At 57.9% G+C, this 17,914-nt stretch carries 21 protein-coding genes, 2 tRNA genes and 2 pseudogenes; 14 read left to right on the forward strand and 11 right to left on the reverse strand.

Features of this window, described 5'->3' with window-relative positions:
- Window positions 1-49: 49 nt before the first annotated feature.
- A tRNA-Phe gene (locus tag AC07V0_RS05665) sits at window positions 50-125 on the forward strand.
- Between the two features lie 84 nt (window positions 126-209).
- Here AC07V0_RS05665 and AC07V0_RS05670 read toward each other — a convergent pair.
- Complete coding sequence (locus AC07V0_RS05670; protein WP_086944143.1) at window positions 210-659, reverse strand: hypothetical protein; 450 nt, start codon at window positions 657-659, stop codon at window positions 210-212.
- Window positions 660-922: 263 nt separating this feature from the next.
- Between AC07V0_RS05670 and AC07V0_RS05675 the strand changes: the two genes are divergently transcribed.
- From AC07V0_RS05675 to AC07V0_RS05690, 4 genes are all read left to right on the forward strand, one after another.
- The gene (locus AC07V0_RS05675; protein WP_111453942.1) at window positions 923-1,978 is read left to right on the forward strand and encodes a PDDEXK nuclease domain-containing protein; all 1,056 of its coding nucleotides are present in this window, start codon (window positions 923-925) and stop codon (window positions 1,976-1,978) included.
- A gap of 69 nt (window positions 1,979-2,047) precedes the next feature.
- Complete coding sequence (locus tag AC07V0_RS05680) at window positions 2,048-3,022, forward strand: alpha/beta hydrolase family protein (RefSeq protein ID WP_064615877.1); 975 nt, start codon at window positions 2,048-2,050, stop codon at window positions 3,020-3,022.
- Window positions 3,023-3,059: 37 nt separating this feature from the next.
- Window positions 3,060-3,476, forward strand: coding sequence for a hypothetical protein (locus AC07V0_RS05685; RefSeq protein ID WP_111453944.1), 417 nt, complete (start codon window positions 3,060-3,062; stop codon window positions 3,474-3,476).
- 6 nt (window positions 3,477-3,482) lie between these two features.
- On the forward strand, window positions 3,483-3,935 hold the full coding sequence (locus AC07V0_RS05690) for a hypothetical protein (protein ID WP_064615876.1): 453 nt from the start codon (window positions 3,483-3,485) through the stop codon (window positions 3,933-3,935).
- A gap of 76 nt (window positions 3,936-4,011) precedes the next feature.
- Here AC07V0_RS05690 and gabP read toward each other — a convergent pair whose 3' ends face one another.
- Entirely contained in the window at window positions 4,012-5,403 is a 1,392-nt protein-coding gene (gene gabP, locus AC07V0_RS05695; protein ID WP_495019493.1) for a GABA permease, read from the reverse strand.
- Between the two features lie 553 nt (window positions 5,404-5,956).
- On the opposite strand from gabP, the gene AC07V0_RS05700 reads away from it, so the two are divergent.
- From AC07V0_RS05700 to AC07V0_RS05730, 7 genes and pseudogenes are all read left to right on the forward strand, one after another.
- Window positions 5,957-6,730 carry an ABC transporter ATP-binding protein gene (locus AC07V0_RS05700; RefSeq protein ID WP_018929226.1) on the forward strand — a complete coding sequence of 258 codons (774 nt, stop codon included), beginning with the start codon at window positions 5,957-5,959 and terminating at the stop codon, window positions 6,728-6,730.
- A gap of 13 nt (window positions 6,731-6,743) precedes the next feature.
- Window positions 6,744-7,490, forward strand: coding sequence for an ABC transporter substrate-binding protein (locus AC07V0_RS05705; protein WP_018929227.1), 747 nt, complete (start codon window positions 6,744-6,746; stop codon window positions 7,488-7,490).
- A 78-nt stretch (window positions 7,491-7,568) separates the two neighbouring features.
- On the forward strand, window positions 7,569-8,264 hold the full coding sequence (locus AC07V0_RS05710) for an ABC transporter permease (RefSeq protein WP_018929228.1): 696 nt from the start codon (window positions 7,569-7,571) through the stop codon (window positions 8,262-8,264).
- Complete coding sequence (locus tag AC07V0_RS05715; RefSeq protein WP_495019494.1) at window positions 8,261-8,950, forward strand: ABC transporter permease; 690 nt, start codon at window positions 8,261-8,263, stop codon at window positions 8,948-8,950. Before AC07V0_RS05710 ends, AC07V0_RS05715 begins: the two co-directional genes overlap by 4 nt.
- Window positions 8,931-10,160 carry a methyltransferase gene (locus AC07V0_RS05720; RefSeq protein WP_111453947.1) on the forward strand — a complete coding sequence of 410 codons (1,230 nt, stop codon included), beginning with the start codon at window positions 8,931-8,933 and terminating at the stop codon, window positions 10,158-10,160. The genes AC07V0_RS05715 and AC07V0_RS05720 overlap by 20 nt, the downstream gene beginning before the upstream one ends.
- 337 nt (window positions 10,161-10,497) lie before the next feature.
- Window positions 10,498-10,662, forward strand: a pseudogene (locus AC07V0_RS05725) (FkbM family methyltransferase); the annotation flags it as partial.
- Window positions 10,663-10,740: 78 nt separating this feature from the next.
- Window positions 10,741-10,816 (forward strand) — tRNA-Thr (locus AC07V0_RS05730).
- Between the two features lie 139 nt (window positions 10,817-10,955).
- Here AC07V0_RS05730 and AC07V0_RS05735 read toward each other — a convergent pair.
- The 6 genes from AC07V0_RS05735 to AC07V0_RS05760 form a co-directional block, all read right to left on the reverse strand.
- On the reverse strand, window positions 10,956-11,705 hold the full coding sequence (locus AC07V0_RS05735; RefSeq protein ID WP_495019540.1) for a hydroxypyruvate isomerase family protein: 750 nt from the start codon (window positions 11,703-11,705) through the stop codon (window positions 10,956-10,958).
- A gap of 175 nt (window positions 11,706-11,880) precedes the next feature.
- Window positions 11,881-12,237, reverse strand: coding sequence for a hypothetical protein (locus tag AC07V0_RS05740; protein ID WP_231380648.1), 357 nt, complete (start codon window positions 12,235-12,237; stop codon window positions 11,881-11,883).
- Window positions 12,203-12,601 (reverse strand): carboxymuconolactone decarboxylase family protein, encoded by a 399-nt coding sequence (locus tag AC07V0_RS05745; RefSeq protein WP_007939479.1) that lies wholly within the window; start codon window positions 12,599-12,601, stop codon window positions 12,203-12,205. The genes AC07V0_RS05740 and AC07V0_RS05745 overlap by 35 nt, the downstream gene beginning before the upstream one ends.
- A 314-nt stretch (window positions 12,602-12,915) precedes the next feature.
- Window positions 12,916-13,626 (reverse strand): SDR family NAD(P)-dependent oxidoreductase, encoded by a 711-nt coding sequence (locus tag AC07V0_RS05750; protein ID WP_018929278.1) that lies wholly within the window; start codon window positions 13,624-13,626, stop codon window positions 12,916-12,918.
- 43 nt (window positions 13,627-13,669) lie between these two features.
- Window positions 13,670-14,326, reverse strand: coding sequence for a DsbA family oxidoreductase (locus AC07V0_RS05755; protein ID WP_495019495.1), 657 nt, complete (start codon window positions 14,324-14,326; stop codon window positions 13,670-13,672).
- On the reverse strand, window positions 14,323-14,544 hold the full coding sequence (locus AC07V0_RS05760; protein WP_007939483.1) for a tautomerase family protein: 222 nt from the start codon (window positions 14,542-14,544) through the stop codon (window positions 14,323-14,325). Before AC07V0_RS05760 ends, AC07V0_RS05755 begins: the two co-directional genes overlap by 4 nt.
- 195 nt (window positions 14,545-14,739) lie before the next feature.
- Between AC07V0_RS05760 and AC07V0_RS05765 the strand changes: the two are divergent.
- Window positions 14,740-14,991, forward strand: a pseudogene (locus tag AC07V0_RS05765) (ATP-binding protein); the annotation flags it as partial.
- Between the two features lie 652 nt (window positions 14,992-15,643).
- Window positions 15,644-16,570 carry a LysR family transcriptional regulator gene (locus AC07V0_RS05770; protein WP_495019496.1) on the forward strand — a complete coding sequence of 309 codons (927 nt, stop codon included), beginning with the start codon at window positions 15,644-15,646 and terminating at the stop codon, window positions 16,568-16,570.
- Here the strand turns inward: AC07V0_RS05770 and AC07V0_RS05775 are convergent.
- Genes AC07V0_RS05775 through AC07V0_RS05785 form a run of 3 tightly spaced genes read right to left on the reverse strand, consistent with a single transcriptional unit; the run spans window position 16,487 to window position 17,909 of the window.
- Window positions 16,487-16,804 carry an AzlD domain-containing protein gene (locus AC07V0_RS05775; RefSeq protein ID WP_026300722.1) on the reverse strand — a complete coding sequence of 106 codons (318 nt, stop codon included), beginning with the start codon at window positions 16,802-16,804 and terminating at the stop codon, window positions 16,487-16,489. The two genes, AC07V0_RS05770 and AC07V0_RS05775, sit on opposite strands and share 84 nt — an antisense overlap.
- A complete protein-coding gene (locus AC07V0_RS05780; protein WP_018929283.1) occupies window positions 16,783-17,499 on the reverse strand; it encodes an AzlC family ABC transporter permease in 717 nt (238 codons plus the stop codon). Before AC07V0_RS05780 ends, AC07V0_RS05775 begins: the two co-directional genes overlap by 22 nt.
- On the reverse strand, window positions 17,496-17,909 hold the full coding sequence (locus AC07V0_RS05785; RefSeq protein ID WP_173861173.1) for a GNAT family N-acetyltransferase: 414 nt from the start codon (window positions 17,907-17,909) through the stop codon (window positions 17,496-17,498). Before AC07V0_RS05785 ends, AC07V0_RS05780 begins: the two co-directional genes overlap by 4 nt.
- Between the last annotated feature and the right edge of the window lie 5 nt (window positions 17,910-17,914).

Raw genomic sequence — 17,914 nt, forward strand, 5'->3', positions numbered from 1 at the left:
GAAAACTTGCTTGACGACCCCCTGAAAAACCCGTTTAATGCGCCCCGTTGCCCAGATAGCTCAGTCGGTAGAGCAGGGGATTGAAAATCCCCGTGTCGGCGGTTCGATTCCGTCTCTGGGCACCAAATACCGAAAACCCTGAATCGCAAGATTCAGGGTTTTTTTATGCCTGCGATTTAATCGGACATCACGCAAGCCACCTCTCCTGACTAGTTTTGACCGCCCCAGTGGAAAACCAGATTGCGAGCGGCACCACTGCCCACATCCGCCGTATCACGCCGCACCTCACCTTTATGCGTGGCGATAACGGTGTACTTGCCGGCAGGCAGCTGAACGTAAACCAACGGCCCAGCCTCACTCAGTGTCAGCACGGTCTGCCCTGCGGCTTTCTGAATAACCAGATCCACATCGGGAACGTATTCGTCCTGAGGCCCGGTGGAGAATGTCATGTGCAGGTTGTAGCCCTTGGTTTGCTGAATGGCTTTAGCCTCGTCCTCTCCAATCCCCCCGGACAGGTAGGTAATCCCGTTTTGTTGTTGCTGCTGGACTTGCACGGCCGAGCTGTCAATTGGCTCAAGGCTGGCGGCGTTAAGCGCGACTGGCAACAGCAGTACGCCGACAGCGGCGATGGGCAGCATGAATGAATGGACGTACTTCATGATGGCGACTCCCGGGTTACGTAGAACCCACTCGTTACTCCTTTTAGATTTATCGCCGAATACTCAAGTTTTAGATCGATTCGGAATTGAGCTCACTGCGAATCGGACTACACGATTTACTCCTCAAGTACGAGCTGTAGTCGGTGGTGTCCTGCAAGACGAATCCGGTATTTCCTTCCGATTTACCAGCAGCGCCCGGCATCGTCGACTATCGCTCTCCTGCCATCCTCTTGCGCCTGTTCCCTCCAGCTGCGGAAGATGTCATGAGCCACCTCAAACCCGATAACACTCAAGATCCACAAATGGTTTCACTGCTCGGCAGTCTGGGCGAGCTGATCCGTGACGCGCGCCAAAAGGTGCTGCGAGCGGTCGATACCGTTCAGGTGCAAACCTGCTGGCAGATCGGCCGGCATATCGTGGAGTTCGAGCAGGAGGGGGCTCGGAGGGCGGCTTATGGCAAGCAGCTGCTGTCGACACTGGCCAAAGTCCTGACTTCCGAGTTTGGAAAAGGTTTTGATGAACGCAACCTGCGATACATGCGGGATTTTTATCAGACCTTTCCAATCTGGAACGCAGTGCGTTCCGAATTGAGCTGGACCCACTACCGCAGGCTGCTGCGAGTCGACAACGACAACGCTCGCCACTGGTACATGAACGAATCAGCACTCCAGAACTGGTCAAGTCGCGCCCTTGAGCGCCAGATCAACACCCTCTACTACGAGCGCCTGCTGGCGAGTCGCGACCAGTCTCCCGTCAAACAGGAAGCCGCCATCAACATCCAGCAAATGAACGCCAGCCCTCGGGATTTCATCCGGGATCCGGTGCTGCTCGAGTTTCTCGGCCTGCCCAATGCAGGCCGGGTTCAGGAAAGCGATCTTGAGCAAGCACTGATCGATCAACTCCAGGGTTTTCTGCTCGAACTGGGCAAAGGCTTCGCCTTCATCGCTCGCCAGCAACGTATCAGTACCGACAGCAGAGACTTCTACATCGACCTGGTGTTCTACAACTACCTGCTCAAGTGCTTCGTCATCTTCGACCTCAAGCGCGGCGTACTGACTCACCAGGATGTCGGCCAGATGGACATGTATGTACGCATGTACGACGACCTCAAGCGCGGACCGGAGGATGGCCCCACCGTCGGCCTCATTCTCTGCGCGCAAAAAGATGAATCGGTGGTGCGCTATTCAGTGCTGCAAGGCAACGAACAACTGTTCGCAAGTACCTACAGACTGGTGCTGCCGAGTGAGGAGGAACTTCGCACAGAACTGGATCGGGAATGGGCGGTGCTTGAGGAGCGGTTACTCAAACGCCCCCGATAAGCGCGGGCAGATTGTTCATAAACGGCATGACGACTATGGTGAGTAACTGGTCGCAAAGGTTCAAAGCCGATGAACTTACAGGACATACCCTCACTGGCCCCGACGCAACTCGAGTTGCCGTTACCCACCCGCACACCCGGCGAATCCTTCAGGGAGCCCGCCGCCGATGGCTTCCTCCTTGGCGGCTTCACCTGGCGACACCCCCATCAAGACCCAACTCGCCCGGTGGTTATCGTCAACGCTGCCACCTCTGTCCGTTGCCGACACTATTCGCGCTTCGCCGATTACCTGTTCGCCAACGGCTTTGACGTGATCACTTATGACTACCGAGGCATCGGCGAGTCGCGTCCCGCATCGTTGAAAGGACTCGAGGCCTCATGGTCCGACTGGGGCGCGCTGGATTTCGAGGCGATGCTGCAAAGAGCGCAACGCGAATTTGCGGGACAACCCATCAATGTCGTCGGCCACAGCTTCGGCGGCTGTGCTGCGGGGCTGGGGGCCTCCGGGCATTTGATCCGACGCCTGGTGACAGTGGGCGCGCAGTTCGCTTACTGGCGCGACTACGCCCCCGCTCATCGCTGGCGGATGTTCGCCAAGTGGCACGTGGTGATGCCGTTGATGACGATGCTTTGCGGCTACTTCCCCGGCAAACGCCTGGGTTGGCTCGAAGACACCCCCGCCGGCGTGGTTCGCGACTGGAGCACGCCCAGCAACCGATATGAGAAACGCCCCAGCGGTCGCCTCATCCACGCCAGAACCGGTCGACTGCCCTTCGCCAACGTCAGCGCACAAACCCTGGCCATCAGCCTCAGCGACGATCCCTACGGCACGATTCCAGCCATAGAACGCCTGCTTGGCTACCTCACCGGCAGTACAAATACCCACCTGAGAATCACACCTGAGGACATCGGCGAAGAAGAAGTCGGACATTTCGCCTTTTTTCGCAGCGCATACCAAGCCACACTATGGCCCATTGCATTGTCCTGGCTGCAGACCGGCGAGCTGGCCCCTGATACACCCGGGCGGCGAGTGCCCCGCAACTGATTGATGCACCCTCTCAACGAAATACGGAACGACGCCCATGGCCTCCGCCAACAAGCAGAACAAACGCGCCTCCCGCGCCAAAGCCAAGGCCAAGCAGAACCGCACCCAGCGGGCCGCCGCGCCGGTCGAGCTGGACCCGAACGACGATCGCATCGACTTCGAATCGGTGGACCTGACCGAACTGTTCAAAAAAATGATCGACGCCGAAAAGTCCAGTCAGCAGGCCATGTGCACAGCCTTCCTTGAAGACCCGTTGCTGGAGTTGGTGTACGAACAGGAAGGCGAAGAAGGCGCGATGGACTTCATCCTCGCGGCGCTGATCGAATACCGCCAATGGTCCACCGAGACCGACGAAGCAGGCGCCCTGGCGTGGATCGAATCCCCAGCCTTCCAGACTGATTACGTGGCGGCGTCCGACGCCATCGCGGCCCAAACCCAACAGAAAACCCACTGAGTTCCCATGGCATCCCTGAATAAGCAACAGAAACGCGCCAAACGCGCAAAGGCCAAAGCCAAACAGATCCGCATGGTCGGCAGAAAGCCTGCCGATCTGAACGATGACCTGGGTGAGATCGGCGAGCCGATCCCGGAATACACCCTAGCGATGTTCAGCAAAATGCGTGACGCCGAAGCCACCAGCCGCAACGACATGCTGCTGACCCTGCTGTCGAACCTCGCCGGCATCATCAGCGACCATCCAGAACTGCTGGACATGGAAAACGCCGACAACGAAGCCATGGCCGCCACGCACCTGGCCGCCGACATGCTGATCGACTACCGCATGTGGGCCGATGGCATGGACCGCGATACCGCCCAGGCCTGGCTGACCGATCCGCAATTCATCACTGACTTTGGCGATGCGCTGGACAGTTATCGTCAGTCGCTGGATGCGCAGGAAGAAAAGGGCGAGTAAACACTCCTCCTCTTCAGAACTGAAAACGGCCGCGTGTCATCACTGACAGCGGCCGTTTTGCGTTACGCGGTACGGATCAGCTCAGCACCACAGCGCCCAGTTTCTGCAGCTTGCGACGACGCGCCACAAACAAACCGGCAGCCACCACCAACACGCTCAGCAGACCCGTCGCGAGGATCTCCACGCGATGCGCTTCCTGGAACAGCATGATGGTCAGGGCGGCGATGATGAATACGATCACCGCGTAGGTCAGACCCGGGAACAGCCACATGCTGAAGGCGATTTTTTCACCACGAGCCGTGCGCTGTTTGCGCATACGCAGTTGCGAAAATGCAATCACCAGGTACACCAGCAACGCGATGGCGCCAGAGCTGGCCAGCAGGAATTCGAACACGGCAGCCGGGGCCACGTAGTTGGCGAAGACTGCAAGGAATGCCGCAGCGGTCGACAGCATCACGGCCCAGTAAGGTGTGCCGCTGCTATTGGTGCGCTGGGAAACGGCTGGCGCGTCGCCGCGTTTGCCCAGCGAGAACATCATCCGCGAAGCGGTGTAGAGCGCGGAGTTCAGGCAGCTGGTGACCGCGACCAGAACCACGATATCAACGATCAGCTTGGCATTCGGGATCCCCATGCGCTCCAGCACGGTCTGGTAGGAACCGACGCTGGCCAGAATCGGGTCGTTCCACGGCACCAAGGCCACAACGATGAAAATGGAGACGAGGTAGAACAAGCCAATCCGCCAGATGACCGAGTTGGTGGCCTTGGAGATCTGCTGGCCAGGGTTCTTCGATTCCGCGGCCGCGATGGTCACGATCTCGGTGCCCATGAAGGAAAACATGGTGGTCAGAATGGCGCCGAGCACCGCGCCCATGCCGTTTGGCAGGAAGCCTTGAGTGTCAAACAAGTGCGACACACCGCTGACCTGGCTGGTGGGCAGGAGGCCGAAGATCGCCAGAATGCCCAGACCGATAAAGCCGATGATCGCCACGACTTTGACCAGGGCGAACCAGAACTCGAACTCGCCATAGTTCTTCACGCTGAACAGGTTGGTCACCGTCAGCAGTAACGTGATGACCAAGGTGAAGGCCCAGATCGCCACGTTCGGGAACCAGGCATGCAGAATGGTCGCCGCAGCGTTAGCTTCCAGCGGGATGACCAAAACCCAGAACCACCAGTAGAGCCAGCCGATGGTGAATCCGGCCCAGTGACCGATCGCACGATCGGCATACGTCGAGAAGGAGCCTGTATCTGGCGATGCAACGGCCATCTCGCCGAGCATGCGCATGACCAGAACCACCAGCGCACCGGCGGCAGCGTAGGCCAACAACACGGCCGGGCCTGCAGCGGCGATGGCGTGGCCGGAGCCGACGAACAGGCCGGCACCGATAACCCCGGCGATCGACAGCATGGTCACATGACGCGGTTTGAGCCCCTGTTCAAGGCCATTGGAGCTTGGGGAACTGCTCATTAAAACTACCTTTGTAAGGAAAAGCGGAAGCGTGCATCCCGTTTGGCGTTCCTTCTCGTAAAAAGAAACCAACAGGGCGTTTCGTATTCTGCACGCAATAATTGCGCCAAAATGTTGCAAGCTCCTCAACCTCGGGGCTCTCAGCCTGACCGGGCAGTTATCGCAAGTCATTGAGATTAATGGCAATCCGCCAGAACGTTACCTGGCGACCCACTTTAATAACGAAACATCGCACCAGAAACACACCCCGGATTCACCCCTCGCACAATAAAAGTGCAGATCAGGAACGTTTGGCCGGTTAGCGCTTCCAACACCCCGCCAAAGCTGGCAACATCGCGCCTTTTTTTACGGGACAGCCGGACCACATCGGGTTCAAACGGCTGTTCGGTTGATAGCAGCGCGACAGTCTGCTGTACCGATGCGACAACCTGCCACACGCCATCCGTTTACCGTCCCGAGCGCTGTTGGCTGCCATTCGAACGCTATGCTAGCTTGGCCGCCTCGCCAGGAAGGCGACCAACAGCAGGAGCGCAACACACTATGAGGAACGCACATGGCTGAGGCCACGCCCGCGCTTGAAATCCGCAACTTGCACAAACGCTACGGACAGCTTGAGGTGCTCAAAGGCATCTCGCTGACCGCCCGCGACGGCGACGTGATCTCGATCCTGGGCTCCTCCGGTTCCGGCAAGTCCACGTTCCTGCGTTGCATCAACTTGCTGGAAAACCCGCACCAGGGCCAGATCCTGGTGGCCGGCGAAGAACTCAAGCTCAAATCCGCCAAGAACGGCGAACTGGTCGCTGCCGACGGCAAACAGATCAATCGCCTGCGCAGCGAGATCGGTTTTGTATTTCAAAACTTTAATCTCTGGCCGCACATGACCGTGCTCGACAACATCATCGAGGCCCCGCGCCGCGTACTCGGCCAGAGCAAGGCCGAGGCCATCGAAGTCGCCGAAGCCCTGCTGGCCAAGGTCGGCATCGCTGACAAGCGCCACGCCTACCCCGCGCAACTCTCCGGCGGCCAGCAGCAACGCGCGGCCATCGCCCGTACCCTGGCGATGCAGCCCAAGGTGATCCTGTTCGACGAACCCACCTCCGCCCTTGACCCGGAAATGGTCCAGGAAGTACTTAATGTCATCCGCGCATTGGCCGAAGAAGGCCGCACCATGCTGCTCGTGACCCATGAAATGGGCTTCGCCCGTCAGGTTTCCAGCGAAGTGGTGTTCCTCCACCAAGGCTTGGTAGAAGAACAAGGATCGCCGCAGCAGGTGTTCGAAAACCCGCTTTCGGCGCGCTGCAAACAATTCATGTCCAGCAACCGCTAACGGAGCTACCCGCATGCAGAACTACAAAAAGATCTTCCTGGCTGCGGCCGTCACCCTGGCCTTCAGCGCCGGTGCCGCCGCCGAGACCTTGAAGATGGGCATCGAAGCGGCCTACCCGCCGTTCAACAATAAAGATGCCAGTGGCAATGTCGTCGGCTTCGACAAAGACATCGGCGACGCCTTGTGCGCCAAGATGAAAGTCGAGTGCACCGTGGTCACCTCCGATTGGGACGGCATCATCCCGGCCCTGAACGCCAAGAAATTCGACTTCCTGATCTCCTCGATGTCGATCACCGATGAGCGCAAGCAAGCGGTGGACTTCACCGCACCGTACTACTCCAACAAACTGCAGTTCATTGCCAAAAAAGACGTCGACTTCAAGACCGACAAGGCTTCGCTGCAAGGCAAGGTGATCGGGGCCCAACGCGCGACCCTGGCCGGCACCTGGCTGGAAGACAACATGGAAGGCGTCGAAGTCAAACTCTACGACACCCAGGAAAACGCTTACCTGGACCTGACTTCCGGTCGTCTGGACGGCATCCTGGCCGACAAGTACGTCAACTATGAATGGCTGAAAAGCGACGCCGGCCGTCCTTACGAATTCAAGGGTGACCCGGTTGAAGAAAGCGACAAGATCGGTATCGCCGTTCGCAAGAACGACCCGATCCGCGAAAAGCTGAACGCTGCGCTGAAAGAAATCGTCGCTGACGGCACCTACAAGAAGATCAACGACAAGTACTTCCCGTTCAGCATCTATTGATTCTGACCTGCCCGACCGGCGCCGTTCGCTGACGGCGCCAGTCCTTGGCATTGCCTGCCGCGATTTGAAAAGAAATCCATGATTATCGACCTCTACGGATTCGGCCCGGCGCTCGCCGCTGGCGCACTGATGACTGTGAAACTGGCACTCTCGGCCTTGTGCCTGGGGCTGGTGCTCGGTCTGCTCGGCGCCTTGGCCAAGACTTCCCCGTACAAGCCGTTGCAATGGCTTGGCGGCACTTATTCAACGCTGGTTCGCGGCATCCCGGAATTGCTCTGGGTGCTGTTGATCTACTTCGGCACAGTCAACCTGATGCGTGCGCTGGGTGAGTTCTTCGGCAACCCCGAGCTCGAACTCAACGCCTTTGCCGCCGGCGTGATTGCGCTGGGGCTGTGTTTCGGCGCCTATGCCACGGAAGTGTTTCGCGGGGCGATTCTGGCGATTCCCAAAGGTCACCGTGAAGCCGGTGTGGCCCTGGGCCTGTCGAAATTCCGCATCTTCACCAAGTTGATCATGCCGCAGATGTGGCGCATCGCCCTGCCGGGCCTGGGCAATCTGTTCATGATTCTGATGAAAGACACTGCGCTGGTATCGGTCATCGGCCTTGAAGAAATCATGCGTCACGCGCAAATCGGCGTGACCGTGTCCAAGCAACCGTTCACCTTCTATATGGTGGCTGCCTTCATGTACCTGGGCCTGACCATTCTGGCCATGACCGGCATGCACTTAATGGAACGACGCGCCGCTCGCGGCTTTGCGAGGAGCACCCAATGAATTGGGAAGTCATCATCAAGTGGCTGCCAAAACTGGCTCAGGGCGCGACGCTGACCCTGGAACTGGTGGCCATCGCCGTGATTGCCGGGTTGCTGCTGGCAATTCCGCTGGGCATCGCTCGCTCATCGAGACTCTGGTATGTGCGGGCATTCCCCTACGGCTACATCTTCTTTTTCCGTGGCACGCCGTTGCTGGTTCAGCTGTTCCTGGTCTACTACGGCCTGGCGCAGTTCGATGCGGTGCGTAACAGCTCGATGTGGCCGTACCTGCGCGATCCGTTCTGGTGCGCCACCGCGACCATGACCTTGCACACCGCGGCCTACATCGCCGAGATCCTGCGTGGCGCGATCCAGGCGATTCCACCGGGCGAGATCGAAGCGGCGCGGGCGCTGGGCATGTCCCGGGCCAAGGCGTTGTTCTACATCATGCTGCCACGTGCTGCGCGTATCGGCCTGCCGGCGTACAGCAACGAAGTGATCCTGATGCTCAAGGCCAGTGCCCTGGCCAGTACCGTGACCCTGCTGGAGCTGACCAGCATGGCCCGCACCATCATTGCTCGCACCTACCTGCCGGTGGAGATCTTCTTCGCCGCAGGCATGTTCTATCTGCTGATGGCTTACGTGTTGGTGCGCGGCTTCAAGCTGCTGGAGCGCTGGTTGCGCGTCGATGCCTGCCAAGGGCGTTGATGCCTGCGTGCTGACGGGCGAGACCCTGCTCGCCCGCTTCGCTGCGCTGGATGCTTTTCTGATCGAGCATCAGGCGCTGTGGAAGCCCCGACCGTTTACCCATCTGCAACTACCCTGGGAAGCGTCCTACCCTGAACTGGCGTTGTGGCTACGCGGGCGGTCGCTGGACGATGCGGAAAACAGTCATAACCAGCCTGGCGGGCTCGATGCGCCGGAGCCGTTTGCTTCATTGGCGGCGATGTCTCTTGAGCTGAGTGCGGTGGGCGAATTGCCGGCTCGTGCACTCGAAGCGGCGGGCCATCGGTTGAATGTGGATGTGCCGGGGCGCAAGTGGCAGCAGATTGAAGCGTTCGCCGGCTGCTTGCAGTTTGCCCGTGCACCGACGCATTGGCTGGACTGGTGTTCGGGCAAGGGCCATTTGGGGCGACGCCTGCTGCAAACCGGTCAACAACTGACCTGCCTGGAATACGACCCGGCGTTGGTCGCCAGCGGCGAGGCACTCAGCCAGCGCCATCAAATGCATGCGCTGCATGTCGAACAGGATGTACTCGCGCCTGGCGCAGCCTCTTTATTGAATGCCGATCACACACCCGTAGCGCTGCACGCCTGCGGGGATCTGCATGTGCGACTGATCCAGCTCGCCAGTGCCGCCGGTTGCAAACAACTGGCCATCGCACCGTGCTGCTACAACCGGATCAGTCTGAACACCTATCGGCCACTTTCCTGTGCGGCCGAGCGCTCCAACCTACACCTTTCCCTCGATGATCTTGCGCTGCCGATGAGCGAAACCGTCACCGCCGGCGCTCGCGTCCGACGCCAGCGCGACACCTCCATGGCCCGGCGCCTGGGGTTCGACCTGCTGCAACGGCAACTTCGCGGTGTCGACGAATACCTGCCCACCCCTTCCCTGCCCAGCGCCTGGCTGGACAAACCCTTCTCCGATTACTGCCGCGATCTGGCCGCACTCAAAGACTTATCCACAGTCGGCACGCCAGATTGGACCGAACTGGAAGCCGCCGGTTGGCAGCGACTGGCCGAAGTGCGCAACCTGGAGCTGCTGCGAGGCCTTTTCCGACGGCCTCTGGAGCTGTGGCTGGTACTCGATCGGGCACTTTTCCTCATTGAGCAGGGTTATGTCGTTCGCCTCGGCACCTTCTGCGAATCCCCACTCACACCGCGCAATTTCCTGCTTCTGGCAGAGCGCCCTTAAACAGTCACAGCCTGTGGATAACTCTGTTGATGGAATTATCGTGGATCCAATATCCACGCTGTTTTACGCCTAAAACACTACTGGTCATTTTTTGTTCACAAAAATAAAAAACCCGTAAAACAGGCATTTGCGGACAAATGAGAACGAGTCCACAAAAGCGCAATGATCAAGCAGATTCCGCCAGCCCGTTGTGCATAAGCATTAAATCAAAACGACATAACCGCCGAATTCCGGACACCACGGGCGAAAAATTGCGCCTGGCAATGCCCCTTGCTATACACGCATACGAGGGCGCCGACAGTGCGGCCATGAACAAGAAAAATCTTCGACCGTGACGTTCTGCAGAGGCCATCAATTCAGCCACCCCGTCACCAACACCGAAAACCACCTCCCCGCCGCCCTGCAACGCGCTGAACACGCCGAAGCGCAACTGCGGGCGATGCAAAACAGCCGAGCCTGGCGCACCCTGCAGAAACTCAAGAAAGTACTGCATCGCGCCTGACCGAAAGCCTGCGCAAAAATAGTCTGAATTCAGGGGTTTACAGAACCAACCCAATCGCTATAATCGTCGCCCTGACACGCCGGTATAGCTCAGATGGTAGAGCAACTGACTTGTAATCAGTAGGTCCCGGGTTCGATTCCTGGTGCCGGCACCATACAAAACAAAGCCCTCGTAGAAATACGAGGGCTTTGTTGTTTCTGGCATCTAGAGAGGCGGCCCTTGTAGATACCGTCTTAACCCTCCCCTGCGCCAAATCTACCTGCACACCGCCCCATCACAATTTCACTTCAGCGCTAAGCACTTAACTGCCTGATCCAGTCAAGGCTCGCCACGGTAGAACCGGAAGGCCGGTATTCACACCCGATCCATCCTGTGTAGCCACGCTGCTGCAGCGCTGCGAACAAGGCCGCAAAGTCGATGCTCCCCGTTCCCGGCTCGTGGCGCCCCGGGCAGTCGGCAATTTGCACATGAACTGTTCTGTCGTAAAACCGAGCCAGAACATCTGCTGCGTCTCCAGTCAGAAGCTGGGCATGGTAAAGATCGAGGATCAGCCCGACACTCGGGAAGGTTTCCAGCACTTGTTGCGCCTTGCTGAAGTCAGCCATGTAATAGCCCGGCATCTCCTGCGCACAAATTACTTCGATAAGAGGCCGCAAACCCTGATCCTCGAAGTACTTGACGGCATACTCCAGGTTGCTCCCGAAGACACGCCCTGCGTCATCCTGCGTCGTAACACCAGACATAATATGGACATCCGAACATGCCAGCGCCTTTGCATAGCTGGCGGCCCGGAGCAAACCGTTGCGAAACTCTTCCTCCTTGCCCTGCAAGGCAGCGATGCCTTTGGTAACGCCAGCCGGTGCAGCGAATTGAATCAATGGCAGACTGTATTGAGCCAGATGGTCGGCCAAGAGACTCGCGTCGAACTCATAGGGTGATGGGAACTCCACCGCCCGAAAACCAGCTGCGGCGGCTGCTTCGATGCGTTGCAGAAAAGGCAATTCATTGAATTGGAAGCCGAGATGAGCATTGAACTTGAGCATTGGGTAAATATCCATCCAGGGAAGAAAATCATCAGCCTGAAGCATCCTTCGTAGCTCCAGCACAGCACTATAGGTTGACGTTGTCAGCAAGCTCAAATCGTGCGGGACTTTTTTGCTCAAACCAGGGATACGACGATTTCCATTTGGGAAAATAACGTTGCCCCTTTTCCACTTCTCAGAGGTCATTGTCCCCAGATACCGCCCCTGGCTGGGGCTCTTTGCCAATAAAAGGGGCGGTTTCCACTTCCAGCATCAGCAACACCATTTCCGTTAACTCGGCGTCGGACTTCTGTCCCGCATAGAGGTCATGGAGTGCTTTGGCAAAGGGGATGCGCAGGTCCTGGTTTTCTTCGCGGGCGGTATCGCTGGATTGCATGAGTTCGCTGATGGCTCGCAGCACAGCCGCTTGCCACCGAGCGGTGGTCCTGGGACCACCGCTGGTGATTGCAATCAACTTATCCTTCGTCAGCTGGCGAAGGGCAGGTTCTCGCAACGGCTTATGCGGCTTTGGGTTGCGAGTGATCTTTGACATACCGGACGATACTCAGCGTTTCCTGCCGGAACTGCTCGTAGTCGATCTGCTGGGCGTTAATAAAGGTGCTGCCCATCATGGTCAGCGAGCCCATAAAGCTGGCTTCGGAAATTTCCTCGTCGCTCGCGCCAAACAGGCGCGCGGCTTCGGTATGGAACAGAGCGCAATACTTGCAACGGGTCGCCCCGGATACCGCCAGACCTATCAACTCCTTGTACTTATTAGGAATCTTGGTATCTGCCAGCCAGAAATCCCGGGCTACGCCCCAGAATCCGATCGCGCCGCCTTCCGGCATCTGCTTGATCCACTCCGGAACCAGACCCAGGGTCTGTTCAATTTCCTGATAGGTATCACGAATGGCCATTTGACACCTCCTTACCTCTGTAGAGACATCTTCTATAGAGATATAACTAGTTTAGTTCCCTGGCGGCCATGCCAGAGCCGGCTGCAGCACGACTTCAGCAAATGAACTCTTAACCATCGTAGAAACAACAGGATGGATTTAGACTTTTCGGGCGCAATGACGCACCGCTCAGTACCTGGAGTTATCAGACTTGGCGGGTTGGCTAAGAGACGATCTTCGGATGATGCACGTGCTGGTAAAGCGTGCACCATACAAAACAAAGCCCTCGCAAAAACGCGAGGGCTTTGTTGTTTCTGATGTTTAGAAAACAGGTCTTAGTGACCCGCACTCTGCCCGCCATCAACATGCAGGATTTCCCCGGTGACAAAGTTGGCGCTGTCCAGATACACAACAGCCTGAGCAATATCGCTGATCTCGCCCATGTGCCCAACCGGATGCAAACTCCCCAGCGCTTCATGGGTTTCCTCTCCGTGCATCGGCGTTTTGATGATGCCGGGGCTAACCGCATTCACTCGAATCCCGCGCTTGGCGTACTCGATGGCCAGGGATTTGGTCGCCGCGTTCAAGCCACCTTTGGTCAACGACGCCAGTACCGATGGCACACCGTCAATGGCGTGGTCCACCAGGCTGGTGGTGATGTTGACGACGTGGCCTTTGCCCTGCTTCTCCATCTCGGTGATCGCGAGTTGGGTGATGTAGAAGAAACCATTCAAGTTCACCGACAGCACCGCGGCATAGTCTTCAGGGGTGTAAGCAGTGAACGGCTTGGCGACGAAGATCCCGGCGTTGTTGACCAGGGTGTCGATGCGGCCAAAACGTGCGATCGCTTCACGAATGACTTGCCGAGCGACCGCCGGGTCGCCGATGTCGCCCGCCACGGTAAGGATGTCCGGGTCGGTGGACGGTTTGATCGAACGCGAGGTGGCGACAACCTTGTAATCGAGATCACGGAAAGCCTTGACCATGCCTGCGCCGAGACCTTGGGAGGCGCCAGTAATAACGATGACTTTTTTCGAATTGCTCATGGTGAACCTCTACTCATAAATAATGGTTTGAAAAAGTGATTAATCAGACTTCAACGGGCGCCTGCGCCATTTGTCTCAACATCTGTTCGTAGTACTCGACCGATTGCGAACCGGACACCAGGTGACGACCGTTCAGCACCATGGCCGGTACCGAATTAATGCCGCGCTCGCGGTAAAACACTTCAAGCTCACGCACTTCCTGGGCAAACGCTCCGGACACCAACACCTCACGCGCACTCGCCGCATCCAATCCCACTTGCGCCGCCAGCCGAACCAGCGTTTCGCGATCGTTCGGATTCTGGCCGTCGGTGAAATAAGCACGCAGTAGGGCTTTCTTGAGTGCGACCTGACGCCCTTCCTGCAACGCCCACAACAGCAATCGGTGAGCATCGAAGGTGTTATGGAAGTGGGTGCGCTTCTCCAGATCGAACTTGAACCCGATGGCCTCACCCCGAGCGATCTGCATCGCTTTGCCAGCGGCGACGTCCTCGGCACTGCGCCCGTACTTGCGCATCAAGTGCGCAACCGCGTTCTCGCCTTCCGCCGGCATGTCGGGGTTCAGTTCGAAAGGCTTGAAAGTCAGCTCGACCGAGACCTCACCCGCCACGTTCTCGATCGCTTGCTCCAACGCCGTCGCACCCAAGGCACACCACGGGCACACCACATCGGAAACGAAATCGATGGTGACGGAGGTGGTCATGACTGCCCCTCCGCCTCAGCCAGTTGCTTGCGGTACTGGGTGGTGGTGATACCGGCATAGCCCCAGTTATCGGTGTCGACTTCCTCGATCACGATGTGGGTCAGGTCCGGGCGTTTGTTGAGGACGCGTTCCAGGGTTTCAGTGATTTCGGCGATCACCTGAGCTTTCTGCTCTGAGGTAACACCATCGCGGGTAATGCGTACGCTGACAAAAGGCATGATGAGTCTCCAGTGACCTGCCCTTCGGGATGAGGGGTAGGTGGGTGGAGCTCAATGTAGGAGGTTGGTTAGGGGGGATAAAGGTGGGGGCGGGAACATCATTAGTGACGTGGTGTAATGAGTCCGCACTCAGGCCAGATCTTAACCTTTATGCTAAATTATGGCTGGCCAATAATTATGGCGTATCCATAAAAAGAGGTGGTCGACCAAGCGAAAACAGATTTGGTGCTGATCATCGACGAAGTGCAGCACGCGATTTCCTCCGACGACGGCAATCAACTGCTCCTGGCACTCAAAGCCGCTCGTGATGCAATAAACCCACGCCCTAATACACCTGGCTACTTTCTGTTCATCGGAACGGGATCGCACAGGGCGCAAGTCAGCGAAATGACTGCAAAGCGGAACCAAGCATTTTCCGGTGCAACGTCGGCGGCTTATCCGGTGTTGGGCATGGGATTTATGCGATTACGGATCAGTTTGTTCAGGAGAGTTGGTTGGAAGAACGAGCGTTGATTGACGCCAGTTAGAATCCAGATGAAGCATGTAGCTCAATGCCGACTGGCCATTGAACGGTGCGGCGGTGTTGGGCTTTTCCGCAGCCTGAAAAGACGCCGACATACGGTCCGACACACACGTTGACACCCCCACTATAGGGGCAGAGAATTAAATCGAGAGCGCGAAACCGACTGCCTCCAAGTGGCAATAGTCGGCGGAGGGACCTCGTTGATGACTTGGAAATCGACGCCTGGTGAGACCTCTTCTCCCCTGCTTGAGGGAGCACAATATCAAGCACCTTTTCATGAAAGCAGCCTGATCAGGCTGCTTTTTTTGCCTTGGGAAAAGGTTTCGTTGATAAAACAAGCAGCCAAAAAACGCCCACACCTCCCCCATCCGGGCCACTTTCTTGACCCCGATCATCTCCCCTCCAACAAAAATCTCGATCCTGTGCAAGCCTCCAGCCATCGGACGCAGAATCATTTCGCTACTAAACTCGGGACAAGCATGCTCTGGTGCAGGATCATAGCCAGCACGCGACCCACGCCCACCGGGCGGCAAGGTACACAACAATAGCCAGCCCACTTTAGAGGGCATTACCCAAATGGATAGCAGAACCTTACGCAACCTCATGCGCATCGTGCAGACCGGCTCGTTGTCGGCGGCGGCAGAGCATTCCTTTTTGACCGTGCAGGCATTGGCCGCGCAGTTGAACAAGGTCGAAGAGCAGTTCGGTTTTCGGTTGTTTCGTCGCTCCAACAAGGGGCTGACCCTGACCACACAGGGCACGGAGCTCACGCCCTACATGGACAAAGTGTTGGTCGCCACGCGGCAGCTGGAAGAGAAAGTCGCCGCGCTCAAGGTGCCCGGGCAGCGCACGCTCAAGGTTGCGCTTAACACCACGCTCTCGGCCGACTTCAACCGGCGAATGATCGGACGCCTCATCGAGGTGTTTGCTGATTATCAGCTGGAATTCAGCTACGCCGAGTCGATGGAAAACCTCAGCAAGTTGAAGAATGAGGACTTCGACCTGGCCGTGCTGATCGGGCCGCAACGGCCGGGGTTGCCCAGCATTGCCCTGCCCGATGTGCAAGTGCAGGTGGTCGGTGCTCATTGCGGTCAGGAAAACGACCCGCTGGTGCTGCTTGGCAATAAATTTCAGGTTCGGCCGGCCGATGACTGTCCGTATTCCCACAGCTTCTTGCGCTTTCTCGACGCAGGCCTTGGCAACTACGAGTCAGGCAAGCGGATGATCTATTCCTGCAGTGAAACCCTGACCCTATCGTTGATCACGCAAATGGACGGACTGGGCATGGTTTCCCGTGAGGCGGCCCTGCGTAACGGCCTGACCATTTTCCCGGGGTTCGAGGACTCCCTCGAAGTGCGGCTGGCGATCAATAATCCCGAGTTGTCGGGTCAGGCCTTGAATGAAGTGGTCGATCTGCCGTTACATGAACGAGCCGAGCGCAATGTACGCAACCGTTCCCACCGCAACGGAGAGAAAGAGATTTTTGCTGAAATACGCACATAACAACGTCGGAATGGCTGCATAAAATTCCGGGCGATCGAGCTGCACATGCTGATCCTTGATCAACAGGGGCGTGAGGCTGATGGCAGCCACGATCGCCACCGGCAGGTATTCCAGCGCCCGGGCGACCAGAGGTGGCCAATGATCGGTGCTCACCTGCAGCGGCAACGCGCGTGGCAGGAATGTCACGGCCATCATCAGCGCGACGACCAGGATCAGGAACGTTTGGTCAGGCATACACCCACTCCGCAGCCCACGAATGTGGCGATGAATACGTTGAAGGGTGAGTTGCCAATCAGGCTCAGTGCACCCATGCAAGCGACCGCGGCCAGTGCGGCGATCAGTTTGTTGCGGGTGTTGCAGAGCGATACCAGCACGTAGAGCATCATCGCGGTCAGTGCATAGTCGAGCTGATATTTGATCAGGTGCGCCGCGTACTGCGCGCAGATCGCCCCCAGCAAACCGCCGAGTACCCACGAGGTGTGGCAATACAGATTGAAGCCGATCAGGTAACGCACATTGACCGGCGAGCCCTTGCCCAGTTTGACGCTGTGGAAGGCGAACGATTCATCGGTCAGCCCACCGGCATAACACCAGCGTTCCAGACGACTGAGCCCCAGCGCTTGCAGGGCCTTGGCCATATAGACCGACATCAGCATGTGCCGCGCATTGATCAGAAACGTGGTGAGGATAATGGTGGTCAGCGACGCACCGCTGGAGATCAACGCCAGGGCGGCGAACTGTGAGGCACCGGCGTAGACGAACAGGCACATCGCGACCGGCAGCCACACGGGCATCCCGGCATTGACGGCCATCAGACCGAACACAAACGACACCGTGAAGTAGCCCGCAACCACCGGGCTGGCTTCAGCAAACGTGCGCGAGGGCTGGGGCTCGACCATCAGCGGCTGGCTGCTGGACGTCTCATTCATAGGTCCCTCTCAAAGGTAGTTTCGCCGCGCGGCTCACAAAAGCCCTGGGCACTCCAAAAGCGTTTGCCGGCAAGGTTAGCATCGTCGACGAACAGGAACATCCGCAGCACACCCACCCGTTTCATGTCCGCCGAGGCCGCTTCCACCAGACGTTGACCGACGCCCTGGCTGCGATACAACGTGCTCACCGCCAGGTGATTGATGGTGCCACGGCTACCAAGCATGCCGCCCAACACCGCGCCGACCACTTCGCCACCGACATCGAGTGCGAGGAACGCGGTGGTGGTTTTCTGCTCCAGCACACCGCGCAGGCATTTGGCGTCCTGCCATTCACAGAACGACACTTCTTCGAATTGCCGAAAGAAGCGCTCCAGGCGTTGGGCATCCTTGGCCGTCGCGCGTCGCAGCATCACCG

This window comes from Pseudomonas sp. GW821-FHT01E10 (genome assembly GCF_059422365.1).